At 43.8% G+C, this 15,410-nt stretch carries 12 protein-coding genes; 5 read left to right on the top strand and 7 right to left on the bottom strand.

All coding sequences use genetic code 11. The features are described 5' to 3' along the window. The first annotated feature begins 51 nt into the window (after nt 1-51). Nucleotides 52-3,783: a response regulator gene (locus QSH61_RS07850; protein ID WP_206472712.1), complete on the top strand. Its 3,732-nt coding sequence runs from the start codon at nt 52-54 to the stop codon at nt 3,781-3,783. Between the two features lie 99 nt (nt 3,784-3,882). On the opposite strand, the gene QSH61_RS07845 is transcribed toward QSH61_RS07850, so the two are convergent. After that, nucleotides 3,883-4,557, bottom strand: a complete 675-nt coding sequence (locus QSH61_RS07845; RefSeq protein WP_010378035.1) for a DUF3334 family protein — start codon at nt 4,555-4,557, stop codon at nt 3,883-3,885. A 115-nt stretch (nt 4,558-4,672) separates the two neighbouring features. Here QSH61_RS07845 and cmoA point away from each other — a divergent pair, with 115 nt between their 5' ends. The 3 genes from cmoA (at nt 4,673) to QSH61_RS07830 (ending at nt 7,032) form a co-directional block, all read left to right on the top strand. Next, nucleotides 4,673-5,398, top strand: a complete 726-nt coding sequence (gene cmoA / locus QSH61_RS07840) for a carboxy-S-adenosyl-L-methionine synthase CmoA (RefSeq protein WP_102056606.1) — start codon at nt 4,673-4,675, stop codon at nt 5,396-5,398. An 8-nt stretch (nt 5,399-5,406) separates the two neighbouring features. Continuing rightward, on the top strand, nt 5,407-6,375 hold the full coding sequence (gene cmoB / locus QSH61_RS07835) for a tRNA 5-methoxyuridine(34)/uridine 5-oxyacetic acid(34) synthase CmoB (RefSeq protein WP_206472710.1): 969 nt from the start codon (nt 5,407-5,409) through the stop codon (nt 6,373-6,375). Nucleotides 6,376-6,558: 183 nt separating this feature from the next. After that, a complete protein-coding gene (locus tag QSH61_RS07830; protein ID WP_206472707.1) occupies nt 6,559-7,032 on the top strand; it encodes a hypothetical protein in 474 nt (157 codons plus the stop codon). 76 nt (nt 7,033-7,108) lie between these two features. Here the strand turns inward: QSH61_RS07830 and adk are convergent, their stop codons facing one another. The 6 genes from adk to glk all read right to left on the bottom strand — a co-directional run bounded on the left by adk (nt 7,109) and on the right by glk (nt 14,026). Continuing rightward, nucleotides 7,109-7,753: an adenylate kinase gene (adk, locus tag QSH61_RS07825; protein WP_010378026.1), complete on the bottom strand. Its 645-nt coding sequence runs from the start codon at nt 7,751-7,753 to the stop codon at nt 7,109-7,111. A gap of 168 nt (nt 7,754-7,921) precedes the next feature. Beyond that, a complete protein-coding gene (gap, locus tag QSH61_RS07820) occupies nt 7,922-8,926 on the bottom strand; it encodes a type I glyceraldehyde-3-phosphate dehydrogenase (RefSeq protein WP_010604051.1) in 1,005 nt (334 codons plus the stop codon). A gap of 17 nt (nt 8,927-8,943) precedes the next feature. Continuing rightward, entirely contained in the window at nt 8,944-9,564 is a 621-nt protein-coding gene (locus QSH61_RS07815) for a bifunctional 4-hydroxy-2-oxoglutarate aldolase/2-dehydro-3-deoxy-phosphogluconate aldolase (protein ID WP_010378022.1), read from the bottom strand. A gap of 23 nt (nt 9,565-9,587) precedes the next feature. Next, nucleotides 9,588-11,441: a phosphogluconate dehydratase gene (gene edd, locus QSH61_RS07810; RefSeq protein WP_174169050.1), complete on the bottom strand. Its 1,854-nt coding sequence runs from the start codon at nt 11,439-11,441 to the stop codon at nt 9,588-9,590. A gap of 553 nt (nt 11,442-11,994) precedes the next feature. After that, nucleotides 11,995-13,014 carry a LacI family DNA-binding transcriptional regulator gene (locus QSH61_RS07805; RefSeq protein WP_010378018.1) on the bottom strand — a complete coding sequence of 340 codons (1,020 nt, stop codon included), beginning with the start codon at nt 13,012-13,014 and terminating at the stop codon, nt 11,995-11,997. Between the two features lie 10 nt (nt 13,015-13,024). Continuing rightward, a complete protein-coding gene (gene glk / locus QSH61_RS07800; protein ID WP_039495541.1) occupies nt 13,025-14,026 on the bottom strand; it encodes a glucokinase in 1,002 nt (333 codons plus the stop codon). A 318-nt stretch (nt 14,027-14,344) separates the two neighbouring features. Here glk and QSH61_RS07795 point away from each other — a divergent pair, with 318 nt between their 5' ends. Beyond that, nucleotides 14,345-15,364, top strand: coding sequence for a LacI family DNA-binding transcriptional regulator (locus tag QSH61_RS07795; protein ID WP_206472980.1), 1,020 nt, complete (start codon nt 14,345-14,347; stop codon nt 15,362-15,364). Nucleotides 15,365-15,410: the final 46 nt, after the last annotated feature.

Below are 15,410 nucleotides of genomic sequence, written 5' to 3'. Positions count from 1 at the left end.
TTGTATATCGCGACTATGTTTATATATAAATTCACGCGTAAATAATAACTTATGTCCTCAAAAGCATTACTAAGTTGGATCGCACTTTTCGCCTTGATGGCTGCCCTAGGAAGCGCAACGCTTATCTACTACTCAACAACTACTCACAGCACTCTCGCGACCGACGTTAATACCGCTTACCACAACCACTTATCACTAGAGATGTATAGCAAAGATAAAAACGTCCAATGGCTAGGTGAAATCAAATCTGCACCAAGTCATCCATTACCACTTCCGTTACAACAAATCTATGAAACCCAAGCAAGACTAAAGTCTCAATTTTTAGCAGATACGGTTGAGCAGGCCGATTTGCCTCAAAGTTATCAAAATGCCATCTCACAATTGCCTCTCATTGCAAACGCTGAACTTGAAACAAGCACAAATCAACAACTCCTAATACTGTTGATTACCGGCCTTGCCTTCGCGGTATTAACACTATTTTTAAGCTTTTATGTTTGGTTTATGCGCACCAAACATTTCTCCCCGCTATATCGCATCGTCAATACGCTACGTGCACAAGCGTTAAATGGCGCCCCTCTTTCTGTGGTGCCTACAAACAGTGACGTCGATGTAAAACGGCTCACGCAAGCGATCCATGTTGCCACCACCTCTCAAAGCCAAAAGTTGGCGTCAGCCGCAATTATCGAAAACTATAATCGCGAACTAAAATCCATCACCGGCTCAGAGCCTATCGTGCGCCATGCACTAGAGTTTATTGCCAATGAGTTCAATGCACCGAGTGTTTGCCTCTATGCCAATTTAGAAGACGACGCCTTGTCGTTAGTGAAAAGCCATGGGGTGACACCAAGCCATTCAATTATTGCGTCCACTCTAGCGCATTGCGCAGCAAATAATGAACCACAAGTACAACAAGAACCGTTGTGGCTCAAAGAACAAGAAGTTGAAGTGAAGTTACAAGGCCGTTATTGCTTTCCACTAGCCATCGGTAATCATGTTGTCTATGTGCTGCTAGTCGGTAGTGCTCAGGTGTTGATAGACAGCCAATTTGAAGCGCTCGAGTATTTGTGTAAGGACTTAAGCCTCGCGCTTGCCATCAATGAAAATATCGAAAAGCAGCAAAAGGCAGAATCGGCCTTAAGCGAACAACTCGAACTTACTCACCATATTATCAATGCTATCCCAAACCCCACGTATTATCGTTCGACTGACGGTGTATTTATGGGCGTAAACAAGTCCTTTTTAACACTGTTAGATCAATTTGAAGTAGATGTGATTGGCGCCAAGTTAGACGAGGTTTTTGATCTAGGAATAGCCAGTCTATTTGAATCCAAAGCTCACGAAATTACCACCACAACCCAGGAGCAAACCTATGAAGTATTATTGCTTGATGGCCAAGAACAGCCGCGGGAACTGATTGTATACGAAGCGCCATTTTTTAATGAAAATGGCGATGTAGCTGGTATTGTTGGCATGTACCTTGACGTTTCGGAGAGGAACCAACTACAACGTGAACTCATAGAAGCAAAAAACTTGGCCCAAAACTCGGCAAAAGCGAAAAGCGAATTCCTCGCCAACATGAGCCATGAAATTAGAACCCCAATGAACGCGATTATTGGTATGTCTCATCTCGCGCTCGCGACAGAATTGAATGCAAAACAGCACGACTACGTATCAAAAATAGATACAGCCGCAAAGCAATTACTGAGATTGATCAACGATATACTCGATTTTTCAAAAATCGAAGCTGGCAAAATCGAGTTAGAATATCAGGCCTTTTCAACAGAAAAACTACTCGACAATGTCGCCACCATCGTCAGTGTAAAAGCCCAAGAAAAACAACTAGAGTTAGTCTTTGATATCGACTCACAAGTGCCCTACTGCGTGATTGGCGATCAATTTAGAATAAGCCAAGTACTCATCAATTTAGCGGGTAACGCAGTTAAATTCACAGAAACCGGTGAGGTTGTTATTCGTGTCGCCCTTGTCAATGTCGAAAAAGGATTAGCAAAAATTAAGTTTAGCGTAAAAGACTCTGGCATTGGCATGAATAAACGCCAGCAAAAAAACCTATTTCAATCTTTCTCGCAAGCAGACAATTCGATCACCCGAAAATATGGCGGTACAGGGCTTGGCCTCACGATTTCGCAACAATTGGTCAAGCTTATGGGGGGAGAAATATATGTTGAGAGCGAGGAAAACGTCGGTTCGGAATTTTATTTCACATTAGAAATGGAAGTCAGTGACGAGCTGAGTCAGGCGAAAATGGCCTCTACCCACTTATCAGAACTATCAGCAACAATTATTGACGATAACCAACACGCATTGGACGTGTTAAGCGGTATGCTAACAAACTTTGGTATGCAGGTTTGTTCTTATTTAGACCCTCATAAAGCGTTAAATCAATTCGTCCTGACACAAGAGTTACCCGATCTTATTTTCGTCGATTGGCATATGCCAAAATTAGATGGCATTGAGCTGATCACTAAGCTGCAATCGCAGGTCGATGTGTCGCAAAGTAAGTTTATTTTAGTCACCGCTTATGGTCGGGAGCTAAACCTGAACGACAGCCAAGCCAGTTTAGTTGATGGTGTACTTTTAAAGCCGATTAACCCGTCAAACCTTGTGGACGTTATTCAAAATGCCGTGTTTGACTCACCGGAAGTAAGAACCACTATCACCAAAAAAGAACAAACGATTAGGAAACAAGCACTAAATGGCATATCAATTTTGGTCGCGGAGGATCAGCCAGTCAATCAGGAGATAGCAGCGGAGATCTTATCTAGCTTCGGAGCGCAAGTAGCGGTCGCAGACAATGGACAAGAAGCCATTGATCAAGTTCATAGCAAACACATAGATATTGTTTTAATGGATATGCAAATGCCAGTGATGGACGGCATTACCGCGACGCAAAACCTTCGCATAGAGTTCGATAAAAATACACTTCCTATTCTAGCGATGACCGCCAATGCCATGGAAGAAGACATACAGACTTGCATCGATGCTGGTATGAATGACCACGTAACCAAACCCATCGACGTTGAACAACTCGTTAAAAGTATTTTGAAATACGTATGCCCCGAAGCCGATGGCCTTTTAACAACGCCAGAAGTTAACCCACCAAAAGTCGTTGCAGAGATAGAGGAAATTGATGAGATCATTGAGTTTGAAGGTATTGATATTGCCGAGGGTATTGCTCGAGCAGCTGGCAACCAAAAGGTTTACTTCGATATCTTAGAAAAGTTCCTGTCCCAGCAGATTGAAGAGCTGATCAATTTAAAACAGGCTTTAGCCATTGAAAATTTTGAACTGGCACATAGCATGTTACATGCATTAAAAGGTGCTAGTGCTAACCTTTCGATTGTTAGGCTGACCGAGGAATTTAAGCACATTGAGGCTTCTCTCAATGTCCGCCCACCTAATGCAAGCGAAATTGACGAGCTGATTAAATACGTTAAATATGCACTGGAACAATGCCAAAAGCGTCGTAAAAAAGAAGCGTCTCATCAGGTAAAAAGTGTAACGAAAAACAACGAAGAAAAAGGTGGCAATAGTCAATTAGAGGAACTCATCCAGCTCGCATGTGCATTAAGAGATTATGATACTCAAGCCACAGAGCTAGTAGACTCAATTTCAGTAAGTAGCTATTTGACTGAACCAGAACTACAGAAATTAAAAACCGCCATCGCCCGCTTTGAGTTCAATGAAGCCTTTATGATGCTAACATCCATAAAGCATGTAGAAGAAGCACCGGAGCTTAATGCAGGAAAAGGCGCACTGCATTAGTGCCATTACTATATATTTTATCCGAGGACGAAATGAAGATTTTTACCTAACAGAAAGGCCACAGATGTGGCCTTTCTGTTAGGTGCTCTAAATACGGTTTTACAGTCCTAACTGATCCATAAAGTCGTCATCTACAACATCTTCTTCCTGAGGCTTTGCTGGCTTTTTCTTCTCAGCCTGACTTGCAATAATGTCATCTGGGTCTACCGACTCTGCAATATCAAAGTCATGTAGCTTAATGAATTCAGTTTTATCCATTGCCAATTCAAGATAGAAAATATTCTGGCCTTGAGTGGTAAAGGTAACGCGTCTCGCCTGCGGGCGATCCATCGTTGTGTCTACCGAGATCTGCACCTGTTTGTTGATAGCCATCATCTTAGGTTGGTTTTGCGTGATAGAGGTATGTAGCTGCTCACGTACTTTGTTGGTGAAATCACCAACAATCTGGTTCATCAACTCACCCAAAACGTTGGCAACGTCATCGGACAAATGACTATGCGCAATTTCTTCTTCAGGCATGCCCATGTTACGCATGTAGTCGGTATACACCTCCATTGCTGCTTGCGCGGTAAAATTAGTTACGACTAAACCGGTAAAGCCGCCATCAAACAATACGAAACAGCCGATGTCAGGCCTCATACAGGTACGAGTGATCTTTTGTACCATCGCGGAATAGTTAATTTGGTTGCCACTTGCCGACGACAGAACTTCTGTTACTGAGTGGCATAGCGTTGAGAGGATGTCTTCTGTGCTAATCACTTTGCTTTTCGCCATTTTTGGTCTCATAGTTACTTCTTATTATTAATAGTAGCCAAGCTACTGAATTTATCACTGACTATCCAGCATAAAATGCTAAAATAGCGAGATTATTTTCAAAGAGAGATTTAATGTGACGGGCAAAGACAGTATTTATGCCACTGAGCAAGCAGTAAAAGATTTCACTTTCGACGCCAATGTCGTCGAAGTGTTTCCAGATATGATCCAACGCTCAGTGCCGGGCTACGCGACAATAGTAAGCACAATGGGCAAACTTGCGGGTACTTACGCGCAAAGTAACTCAAACTTATATGACTTAGGCTGCTCTTTAGGCGCGGTCACGCTAAGCATGCGTAGAAATATAGATAAAGAAAACTGTCATATCATTGCCGTGGACAATTCACAGCCTATGGTAGAGCGCTGCCAACTGCATCTAAAAGGCTTTAAATCCGACGTCCCAGTCTCGGTCACTTTAGGTGATATCAATGAAATAGAGATTAGCAATGCATCTGTCGTTGCGATGAACTTCACCCTACAGTTTATTCCACCAGAAAACCGCAAAGCGGTTCTAGAAAAAATATATCAGGGTTTGAAACCTGGTGGTGTACTGCTATTAAGTGAAAAAATCCGCGGTGAAAACGATACTAAAGACAACTTACTTATCGACCTTCACCACGACTTTAAACGCCACAATGGCTACTCAGAATTAGAGATCAGCCAAAAACGCAACGCGATTGAAAACGTGATGCGCACGGACTTGTTAAGTACCCATATGACAAGATTAGAAGCTATTGGCTTTAATCAAACTCAAGTGTGGTATCAGTGCTTTAACTTCTGCTCAATGGTAGCAATAAAATAGAGGCAATTATGAATCATTGGTTTACCGACTTTTATGCAACCATTGCGAAAACCCCTTTGAGCCATTGGCTAGAAACGTTGCCTGCGCAGCTTAGCCATTGGCAAAAAGAAGCCCAACATGGCGACTGGCCGAAATGGGAAAAAGTCATTAAAAATCTACCAGAGATCTTAACCACCCATGTTGATATAAAAACCAAGGTTGAGATAGGTACTGGCGAAGACGTCAATGAAGGTCATCAAAAGCAGTTAACGCATTTACTAAAACGCATGATGCCATGGCGTAAGGGACCATTTCATTTACATGGCGTCCATATTGATACTGAGTGGCGCAGCGACTGGAAATGGGACCGACTGCTCCCCCATATCAGCGACCTTCACGGCCGTAATGTATTGGATATCGGTTGTGGCTCAGGTTATCACTTGTGGCGTATGCGCGGTGAAGGCGCAGAGCTTGTTGTTGGCATTGATCCCTCCGATCTATTTTTATGCCAATTCCAAACTATTAAACACTTTAACCCCGATCCGAACGTGCATTTACTACCCCTAGGTGTAGAGCAACTTCCTGAGCTAAAAGCATTTGATACTGTGTTTTCAATGGGCGTGCTATATCACCGTCGTTCACCAATCGACTTTTTAGCACAGCTAAAGTCTCAGCTAAGAAAAGATGGCGAATTAGTGCTAGAAACACTCGTGATTGAGGGCGATGTAAATACAGTATTGGTGCCGACCGATCGCTACGCCAAGATGCGCAATGTCTGGTTTATTCCAAGCTGCGACGCATTAACATTATGGCTTGAGCGCGTGGGATTCAAAGATATCAAGGTAGTAAACAAAGATGTCACGTCGTTAGACGAACAGCGCCAAACTCCTTGGATGGAAACAGAGTCGCTTGCTGATTTCTTAGATCCAAAAGACACCAGCAAGACCATTGAAGGCTACCCCGCTCCACTCCGTGCAATTTTTATCGCGAAAGCGTAAAACCGGTAAGGGGCACCAGCCCCTTACTCATAAGACCCATCAAATTAAAATCATAAACCTATGATTTAGTTGTATTATTTTACAAATCTAAGGTTGACCCAAACATTCTTCGTTCATTACAATCACGCCACTATGCAGTTGCACTGCGTAGCTTGAATTAGACTATACAATAAGGAATTGTTAATGAAAAAGATGTCTCTTACCGCCCTCTTCATTTCTTCACTCGCGCTTAGTGGTCAAGCAATTGCTGACGATTTTATGATCACGAAAGAAAAACAACCTAGTCGGATGCTAGTATTAAGCTCAGTAGGCGGTCTTTCGACTACAGAGTTTTCTGTATTAAACATCGATTTAAGTGATATCCCATATGGAAGTAAAACGGGTACTATCATTGGAATTAGCTATACTTCAGCGGGTTACGCCGATCCTGGCAATGAAACAGTGGAGCTTTGTTTCAGTCGTGCATACAGCACGGCACCTTTCAAGTGTATTGAAATTAATCCTAACGATTCAGGGAATACAGCTACGTTTAATGGTGAGGCATTTAAAGCGGGTATTTCAGCCTCTATCGTTCATAGAGTAGAAGCCACAGGCAACTTCCATTATGCAGAACCAAGTCAAAAAGAAAGTATTACTTTCCACTACAGCACTTATTAAAACGATTTAGCTAGTTTAGAAATAATGTAGGAGTCCCATAGGACTCCTACTTGTTAACCAAGCAAACGCTTAGTTATTAACCCAATAGTTCACCTAACTGCTTGCTTACCGCATCAACAGCTTGTGTACCATCTAGTTTGTGATATTGCGTGTTACCAGCATCCGCTTCCGCACTGTAGTAGTCTACTAGAGGTTTAGTTTGCTCATGGTAAATCGCTAGACGTTTACGTACCGTCTCTTCAGTGTCGTCATCACGAATGATTAGGTCTTCACCTGTTACGTCATCTTTGCCTTCTACTTTAGGCGGGTTGTAAACGATGTGGTAAACACGACCAGAACCTGGGTGTACACGACGACCGCTCATACGCTCAACGATGATCTCATCTGCCACGTCAAATTCGATAACATGGTCAACTTTGATGCCATTTTCTTTCATTGCATCTGCTTGTGGAATTGTGCGTGGGAAGCCATCAAGCAAGAAGCCATTTGCACAATCTTCTTTTGCGATGCGCTCTTTTACCAAGCCGATAATGATTTCATCAGATACTAGTTGACCTGCATCCATGACTTTTTTCGCTTCAAGACCCAACGGAGTCCCTTCTTTGATAGCAGCACGTAACATGTCGCCTGTCGAGATCTGAGGGATCCCATATTTGTCCATTAGAAATTGAGCTTGAGTACCTTTACCTGCACCCGGCGCGCCTAGCAAGATGATGCGCATAATTGAATCCTCGTTTGGAGTTATTGGTGTTTGTGTGGTGAATTTTTCCATATACGGTGCCGATCCTCAAGGAACTTATACTAATTGATAAGGAAGAATGGCAATTTTTCCGTCAAAAACAAAAAAGCTCCGCGATCTGCAGAGCTTTTGGTCAGAAATTAATCCTGATTATAAAAATGCACCTAGTGCTTTAACTTGGTCTAGCATCCGGCAAGAGAAGCCCCATTCGTTATCATACCAAGCCATCACTTTTACCAGCTTTCCATCTACTTTGGTTTGTGTAGAGTCAAACACTGAAGAAGCTGGGTTGTGGTTGAAATCGATAGAAACCAAAGGTAATTCATTGTACTCAAGGATTGCACTCATCGCGCCCTCAGCAGCCGCTTTGATTGCCGCATTCACTTCTTCTTTTGAAGTGTCACGCTTAGCAACAAACGTTAAATCAACCAGTGATACGTTGATGGTTGGCACACGAACCGCCATACCATCTAGTTTGCCAGCAAGTTCAGGAAGCACTAAGCCAACCGCCTTTGCCGCACCCGTCTTCGTCGGGATCATCGACTGAGTAGCACTACGCGCACGATATAAATCAGGGTGGTAAACGTCTGATAGATTCTGATCGTTGGTGTAGGCATGAATGGTTGTCATGCTACCTTGCTCAATACCAATAGTATCATTCAATACTTTTGCAATAGGCGCAAGACAGTTTGTGGTACAAGATGCGTTAGAGATAATGGTTGATTCAGCATTTAGCACTTCGCTGTTAACGCCATGAACAACCGTTGCATCCATATCTGTGCCCGGCGCAGATACAATCACTTTTTTCGCACCGGCTTCAATGTGTTTAGCCGCAGCTTCGCGAGAAGTGAACAACCCAGTACATTCAAGTACGATATCAACGTTTAGCGCTTTCCAAGGAAGATTTGCAGGGTCACGCTCTTGCGTTAGCGTGATTTCGTCACCACCGATAACGAGTGTGTTGTCGTTAAGAACAACCTGCTCTTGAAAGCGACCATGTACAGAGTCAAATTGAGTCAAATGCGCGTTTACGTTTGCAGGTGCGAGATCGTTGATGGCAACGACTTTGATGTCTTTATTCTGACCTGACTCGTACAGTGCACGAAGTACGTTACGACCGATACGTCCATAGCCATTAATTGCGATATTAATCATGATAACTGTCCCCTAATCTATTTTACTTCACTTGCTTGTTTCGCAAGCGCTTCAATGGCTTGCCAGTCTTTGTTTGCGATAAGTGCTTTATCAAGCATCCAAGTACCGCCCACACATACCACATTGTCGAGTGCAAGATACTTAGGTGCAGTTGCCAACGAAATACCACCCGTTGGACAGAATTTTACTTGTGGAATTGGTCCGCCAATGGATTTAAGCATTGGTGCACCACCTGCAGCTTCCGCTGGGAAAAACTTTAAGAATTCAAAACCGTGACTTGCAAGCTTCATCACTTCGCTTGGCGTTGCAGCACCTGGAAGAAATGGAATACTTGACGACTTTGCCAGTTCCAATAATTCGTCATTAACACCAGGACTTACCATGAAGTCAGCGCCGGCTTCTACAGAGGCATTAAAGGTTGCCTTATCCACTACCGTACCAGTACCAACATAGGCGTCTGGTAAAGCCGCTTTAATGTCTTTTACCGCTTGCGCTGCCACCGGTGTACGAAGTGTCACTTCAAGTGCTTTTAAGCCACCATTAAACAATGCCGTAGCAAGCGGCACCGCGTCTTCTAGGTTATCAATAACGATAACCGGAACCACTGGTGCTGCTGACAATATCTCTTTAATACTCATGCTCACCCTCATTCCCACTGTTATTATTCTTCGATGCCAAATGAGCATGCACCTTGATCTGCACTGCTCACTACGTGTCTAAATCCTGAGAATAGCTCTCGACCCGTACCAAATGTTTGAGATTGCGGTGAGAGCTGTAATTCGCGCTGTGCCATTTCTTCATCAGAAACATGTAGCACTAATTCGCCTTTTGGTGCATTTAAGGTGATCAAATCACCTTCGTGTACTTTTGCAATTGCACCACCTTCAACCGCTTCCGGCGCAAGGTGGATCGCCGCAGGTACTTTACCCGAAGCACCAGACATACGACCATCAGTCACAATCGCCACTTTAAAACCTTGGTCTTGTAATGTAGCCATGACAGGTGTCAGTTTATGTAACTCAGGCATACCTTTCGCTTTAGGGCCTTGCTCTTTAATCACGGCAATAAAGTCTTGGTTAAGCTTGCCAGCAGTAAAGGCTTCTTGTAATTCGCTTTGAGAGCTGAATACTTTCGCCGGTGCAGTCACCGTTTGATGCTGCTCTTGTACCGCAGACACTTTAATCACCGCTTTACCCAAATTACCATTAAGTAGTTGCAAGCCGCCTTGCTTGTTAAATGGATTTGCTACTGGGCGAAGTACTTCTTCATCCAGTGAGTTCTCGGGTACTGGTACCCACTTCACTTTGGCAGGACCTTGGTTATCGCTGATGATCACATTGCTGTTGATATCCAGTAGTGGTTCCATCGTGTAAGCATCAAGTCCTTCACCCACAATTGTTTTTACGTCATTGTGTAAGAAGCCGCCTTCTCTTAATTCACGCATTAAGAAGCCCATGCCGCCAGCCGCTTGGAAGTGGTTTACATCGGCATGACCATTTGGATAAATACGCGTTAATAACGGCACTACTTCAGACAAATCCGCCATGTCTTTCCAAGTGATTTGAACACCCGCCGCTTTTGCCATTGCGACTAAGTGAATGGCATGATTGGTAGAACCACCAGTAGACAACAAACCGACCAAGCCATTGATCACCGTTTTTTCACTCACGATATCCGCAAGTGCATTGCCGCTTTTACCGTCAAGTAGCTGAGTTAGCATGGTCTCAACCGCACTCGCCGTTAAGCCATCTCTTAATTCTGTGTATGGATTGATAAACGAGCTACCAGGTAAATGAAGACCCATGATCTCCATTAGCATCTGGTTCGAGTTTGCCGTACCGTAGAAAGTACAAGTACCTGCACTGTGATATGAAGCACTCTCAGCTTCCAGTAACTCTTCGCGGCTGACTAAGCCCTGTGCAAACTTTTGACGAATGCGCGCCTTTTCTTTGTTCGGGATCCCAGATTGCATCGGTCCTGCTGGTAAAAAGAAAATGGGTAAATGACCAAAAGACAAAGCACCGATTAATAGTCCTGGGACGATTTTGTCACATACACCAAGACAGAAAACCCCATCGAAGACATCGTGTGATAATGCCACCGCTGTTGACATGGCAATTACGTCACGAGAGAACAAAGACAGTTCCATGCCATCGCGACCTTGGGTAACCCCATCACACATAGCAGGTACACCACCCGCTACTTGTGCAGTCGCGTCAAACTTGTTTGCCACTGCTTTAATTAAATCTGGATATTCTTTATAAGGTTCGTGCGCAGACAACATGTCATTGTACGAATTGATAATTGCTAGGTTCGGTTGCTCGTCTTCTTTTAGACGAGTCTTATCACTGCTTGAGCAAGCAGCCATTACGTGTGCTAGGTTTCCACAGCCCAGTCCTGCTCGTACGCGCGTTTGTTTTTTTGCTTGTTGGATTCGAGCTAAATAGGCTTGACGTGTTGCTTTGCTTCGCTCAATGACGCGTTCGGTGACTTCCTGAATTCGTGGATGCAACATATTACTGACTCTCTAGTGTTAGAGGAAAAAGGCTCTGCACGATTACCAGCATTCGTGGTAATCCTTGTACAGAGCTGCTTTGATTTACCCGTTCAAAGGTACGCTATCAGGTTGTCTCTCACCCCAACCTGACACCGGTGTCACTATATTTACGCACAAAGCTGACACCGGTGTCAACCATTCTTATAAATTTAGTCTAACTTTTTAAAATGACCAAATTATAACCACTTAAAACTTTGCCGATATCTGTAGTCTTAAAATCATTACCTAACTGATTTTATTAGTAATTATTATGACAAAAAGAATAATATTAATGATTGAGCGAAATCATTATTTGATAGCGAAGTTATCAATGAGCCTTAACTTGGCAACATGAGCTTTAATCTATGGGTCAGCGAGCCTGATTATCGCGACATAAATCTGCGCATTTATCTAGTCCTAGCTTTACGTAGAATAATTTACAAAGGAACTGCAATATTCCCTAGTAGCTGCGAAAATAAAAAGCCCAACGGCTAAGCGTTGGGCTTTGGGGCAAGTATAAAAATTGAAAAAGTTATGAATTCGAGCGCGCTTTCGTCGACTCTCGAGTGATAAGTTTAGCTTCTAAAACTTGCTGAAACGGTGCTTCTTGCGGCTGAGATATATGCTTAATCAGCTCTTCTACCGCTATCCGAGTCATTTCTTCCACAGGCTGTGCTATTGTCGTCAGACCCGGCCAAATATGCCTTGCGATAGGTGCGTTATCAAACCCAGCAATAGATAACTGCTCGGGCACTTTGATCTCTCGCTGTGTAGCAAGTTTTAACACAGCCGCAGCCATGTAGTCGTTTGATGCAAATACAGCCGTTGGCCTTGGCTCTAGGTCCAATATGGCTTTTGCACTGTCTGCACCTGAGTGATAACTAAAGTTACCTTCTGCAACTAACCGCTCTCGATATTCAATACCATGCTTTGCCAGTGCTTTTTGGTAACCAGAAAAACGATTTTCTGTGGCACTGTGATCAGGGTGACCTTTAATAAAGGCAATTTCGGTATGACCTAAATTAATCAAGTGCTCAGTTAACTCAAAAGCGCCCTGCTCGTCATTACTGCGAATTGAAATCGAATCATCGCCTTCAATGGCTGAAGCAACGCGTGCATAAGGAATATTGCGCTGCTTTAAAAAAGCAATAAGCTCGTTGGAGTCTGAAAACGGCGGAGTAAGCACAATACCGTCAAGTCTCGATGTGGTAAGCAGCTGATCAACATTGTCGATAAGGTCTTGGCCGCGCAGTTCACAAGGATGTATCAATAAATTGTAACTATGTTTCTGACACGCCTCCAGCGCACCACTTTGCACTCGCGTGATATAGCTTTTTGATGGGTTGTCGTATAAACAACCGATGATAAAGCTACGATTTTGTGCCAAACCGCGTGCAATAGGATTAGGCTTATAATTCAGCTCTTCAAAGACCTTCAGGACTTTTTCCCGCGTTGCTGGACTAACATTTGGCTCGTTATTTAATACCCGAGATACTGTCTTTTTAGACACTCCGGCATATTCGGCAACGCTATTAATAGTTACTTTTTTCATCGATTTACCCTTAAGCCCGGCGTCGCTCATGAATACATGCTGCTGCGCCAATCAGTGGGATATTATCTTGTACCACCAAAGTAACTGGAATTTGGCTCGTGTACTGTGACATCATGCCTTTTTCGGTAAAGCGTTCAACAAAGCTACTTGCTTGTAATCGCGCTTTCATCCGCGGCAAGATCCCACCACCTATATAAACACCACCTAAGGCACCAAAAGTCAGTGCTAAATCGCCTGCTACGCTCCCCATCCAGTCACAGAAGTGACTCAATGTTGCGTCACAAACCTTGCACTCTTTCGCGAGCGCACTGATCTGCGCCGCATTAAGATCTTTAGCTTGCTCACCACGCACTTCTGCCATGGCTTTGTAGAGTCTCGCAATACCTGGGCCTGAAAACACCGTCTCGACTGAAACATGTTGAATACTCGCGCGCAGTACCGTTAACAGCTCTTTATCTAAGGCAGTAACCGGTGCAAGTGAGATATGTCCCGCTTCACAGCTCATCACCGCGCTGCCATTAATATCTCTAGCAAGACAAGCCGCACCAAATCCAGTGCCAGGACCCATTACACCGATATTTGCACCTAGCTCAGGCTGGCCTTGCTTAATCACTAGGTTTTTCTCTAGTGCTAAGTAGGGCGCCGCATAGGCAAAAGCGGCAAAGTCGTTGATCACGGCAAGTTCGGTAAAATCGAACTGGGCTTTGATGTCTTCGGAATTAAAATGCCAACCTAAATTAGTTAAATGAACTTGCTGAGATTTGATAGGACCGGCAACCGCGAGACAGGCTCGGCTTGGCTGCGCTACAGGTAGCTCAGTTAAATATTTTTGGATAGCGGATTCAAAAGACTGGAATTCAGCACTAGGAAAAGTGGCTTGATGCGTAATTACAAAATGGTTAGTTCGTGTATCAAAATCTGACACGATTGCAAATCTGGCGTTTGTTCCCCCGATGTCGGCAACGACAATCGGCTCAAACGGCACGGATGAATGGCTTGTTGTCTGGCTCATATTATTATCTCTTTATCACTGCGATTATGCTTGGGCTAACATCAGGGCTGCCAGCACACGTCCTGCAATTTATTGTCTCAACTAGCCAAAATTTGCACGCCTTGGCTTTTGCTCTTACCTGTTATTCTGTTAATTTGGTAAAAAAATGCTGCCCTTGGCATAGGGCAGCCAAATACGTTTTGACAACAAAATGATAAAACATCGACATTATGACACCGGTGTCAGACTGTATCAATAAAAATTTGCAAATTCGGTGAAATTGGTTGAAAAAAAAATTGAATGGCTGACAATGTCACTGTCTTAAGCGTTGAGAAGAACATGAAAGGTAAAGCAACTTCATTTGATATCGCCCATTATGCTGGCGTTTCGCAATCTACGGTGTCGCGCGCCCTAAGAAATAGCCCTTTGGTTAACGAAGAAACACGTCGTCGCGTTCATGAGATTGCTAAAAAGCTTAACTATAAGGTCGATAAAAACGCGAGTAATCTGCGCACTCAGCAAAGCAGTACATTGGCTTTGCTGCTATTTGAAGATCCCACAGAAGATGAGTCACAAATTAATCCGTTCTTTTTAAGTATGCTTGGCAGTATTACCCGAGCGTGCGCAAAAGAAGGCTATGACCTTTTAGTATCGTTCCAATCGACGAGCTGTGATTGGCATGCCGATTACGAGGATAGTCACCGTGCTGACGGGTTAATTTTACTAGGCTATGGTGATTACATCGATTACCAGTCAAAGTTACAAACTCTACTCGACAACCACACAAAGTTTGTTTGTTGGGGGGCAACAGTTGATAACCGTCCAGACCTCACTGTGAGCTGCGACAATTACGGTGGTGGTATATTGGCTGCAAAGCATTTAATTGACATGGTCAGAACAGATTGTGCGTTTATTGGTGATGCTTCGGATCACAGCCCGGAGTTTTTTGCACGTTTTAAAGGCTTTAGAGACACCCTTAAAGCAAAAGGTATTGAGGTGAGCGACCGTAAGATGGCAAATGCGATTTCCACAGAAGACTCTGGGTATCATGCAACTCGCTCCTTAATCGCCAACAATGTTAAATTTAACGCGCTTTTCGCTGCTAGCGATCTTATTGCTATTGGCGCGATTAAGGCGCTTCAAGAAGCAGGCGTTCGCGTGCCTCATGATGTACATGTCGTTGGCTTTGATAACATTGCCGCTGCGGGTTATGTTTCTCCCTCTTTAACTACTGTGCAGCAAAACACCACATTGGCAGGACAAATGCTGGTCGATAACTTACTTACGCTTATCCGAGGTGAAGCGGTAGCCTCTACTCTCTTGCCACCGAAATTGATTGTTAGGCAGTCTTCACGGTAGCAATAGCGATAAAAATGCCGAACTCATCTTCGGCATTTTTTATGGG

The organism is Pseudoalteromonas sp. JC3 (assembly GCF_030291895.1).
In the GTDB taxonomy this organism is placed as follows: domain Bacteria; phylum Pseudomonadota; class Gammaproteobacteria; order Enterobacterales; family Alteromonadaceae; genus Pseudoalteromonas.
Note: the sequence above shows the minus strand (reverse complement) of the source record. Positions and strands in the feature narration are given on the sequence as shown.

Excerpts from the sequence above, each read along its gene's own strand:
- QSH61_RS07805 (WP_010378018.1), bottom strand. The coding sequence starts at position 13,014 with ATGAAAAAAGTAACTATTAATAGCGTTGCCGAATATGCCGGAGTGTCT.
- glk (WP_039495541.1), bottom strand. The coding sequence starts at position 14,026 with ATGAGCCAGACAACAAGCCATTCATCCGTGCCGTTTGAGCCGATTGTC.
- cmoB (WP_206472710.1), top strand. The coding sequence starts at position 5,407 with ATGAATCATTGGTTTACCGACTTTTATGCAACCATTGCGAAAACCCCT.
- QSH61_RS07795 (WP_206472980.1), top strand. The coding sequence starts at position 14,345 with ATGAAAGGTAAAGCAACTTCATTTGATATCGCCCATTATGCTGGCGTT.
- QSH61_RS07845 (WP_010378035.1), bottom strand. The coding sequence starts at position 4,557 with ATGGCGAAAAGCAAAGTGATTAGCACAGAAGACATCCTCTCAACGCTA.
- adk (WP_010378026.1), bottom strand. The coding sequence starts at position 7,753 with ATGCGCATCATCTTGCTAGGCGCGCCGGGTGCAGGTAAAGGTACTCAA.
- edd (WP_174169050.1), bottom strand. The coding sequence starts at position 11,441 with ATGTTGCATCCACGAATTCAGGAAGTCACCGAACGCGTCATTGAGCGA.
- QSH61_RS07830 (WP_206472707.1), top strand. The coding sequence starts at position 6,559 with ATGAAAAAGATGTCTCTTACCGCCCTCTTCATTTCTTCACTCGCGCTT.
- QSH61_RS07850 (WP_206472712.1), top strand. The coding sequence starts at position 52 with ATGTCCTCAAAAGCATTACTAAGTTGGATCGCACTTTTCGCCTTGATG.
- QSH61_RS07815 (WP_010378022.1), bottom strand. The coding sequence starts at position 9,564 with ATGAGTATTAAAGAGATATTGTCAGCAGCACCAGTGGTTCCGGTTATC.
- gap (WP_010604051.1), bottom strand. The coding sequence starts at position 8,926 with ATGATTAATATCGCAATTAATGGCTATGGACGTATCGGTCGTAACGTA.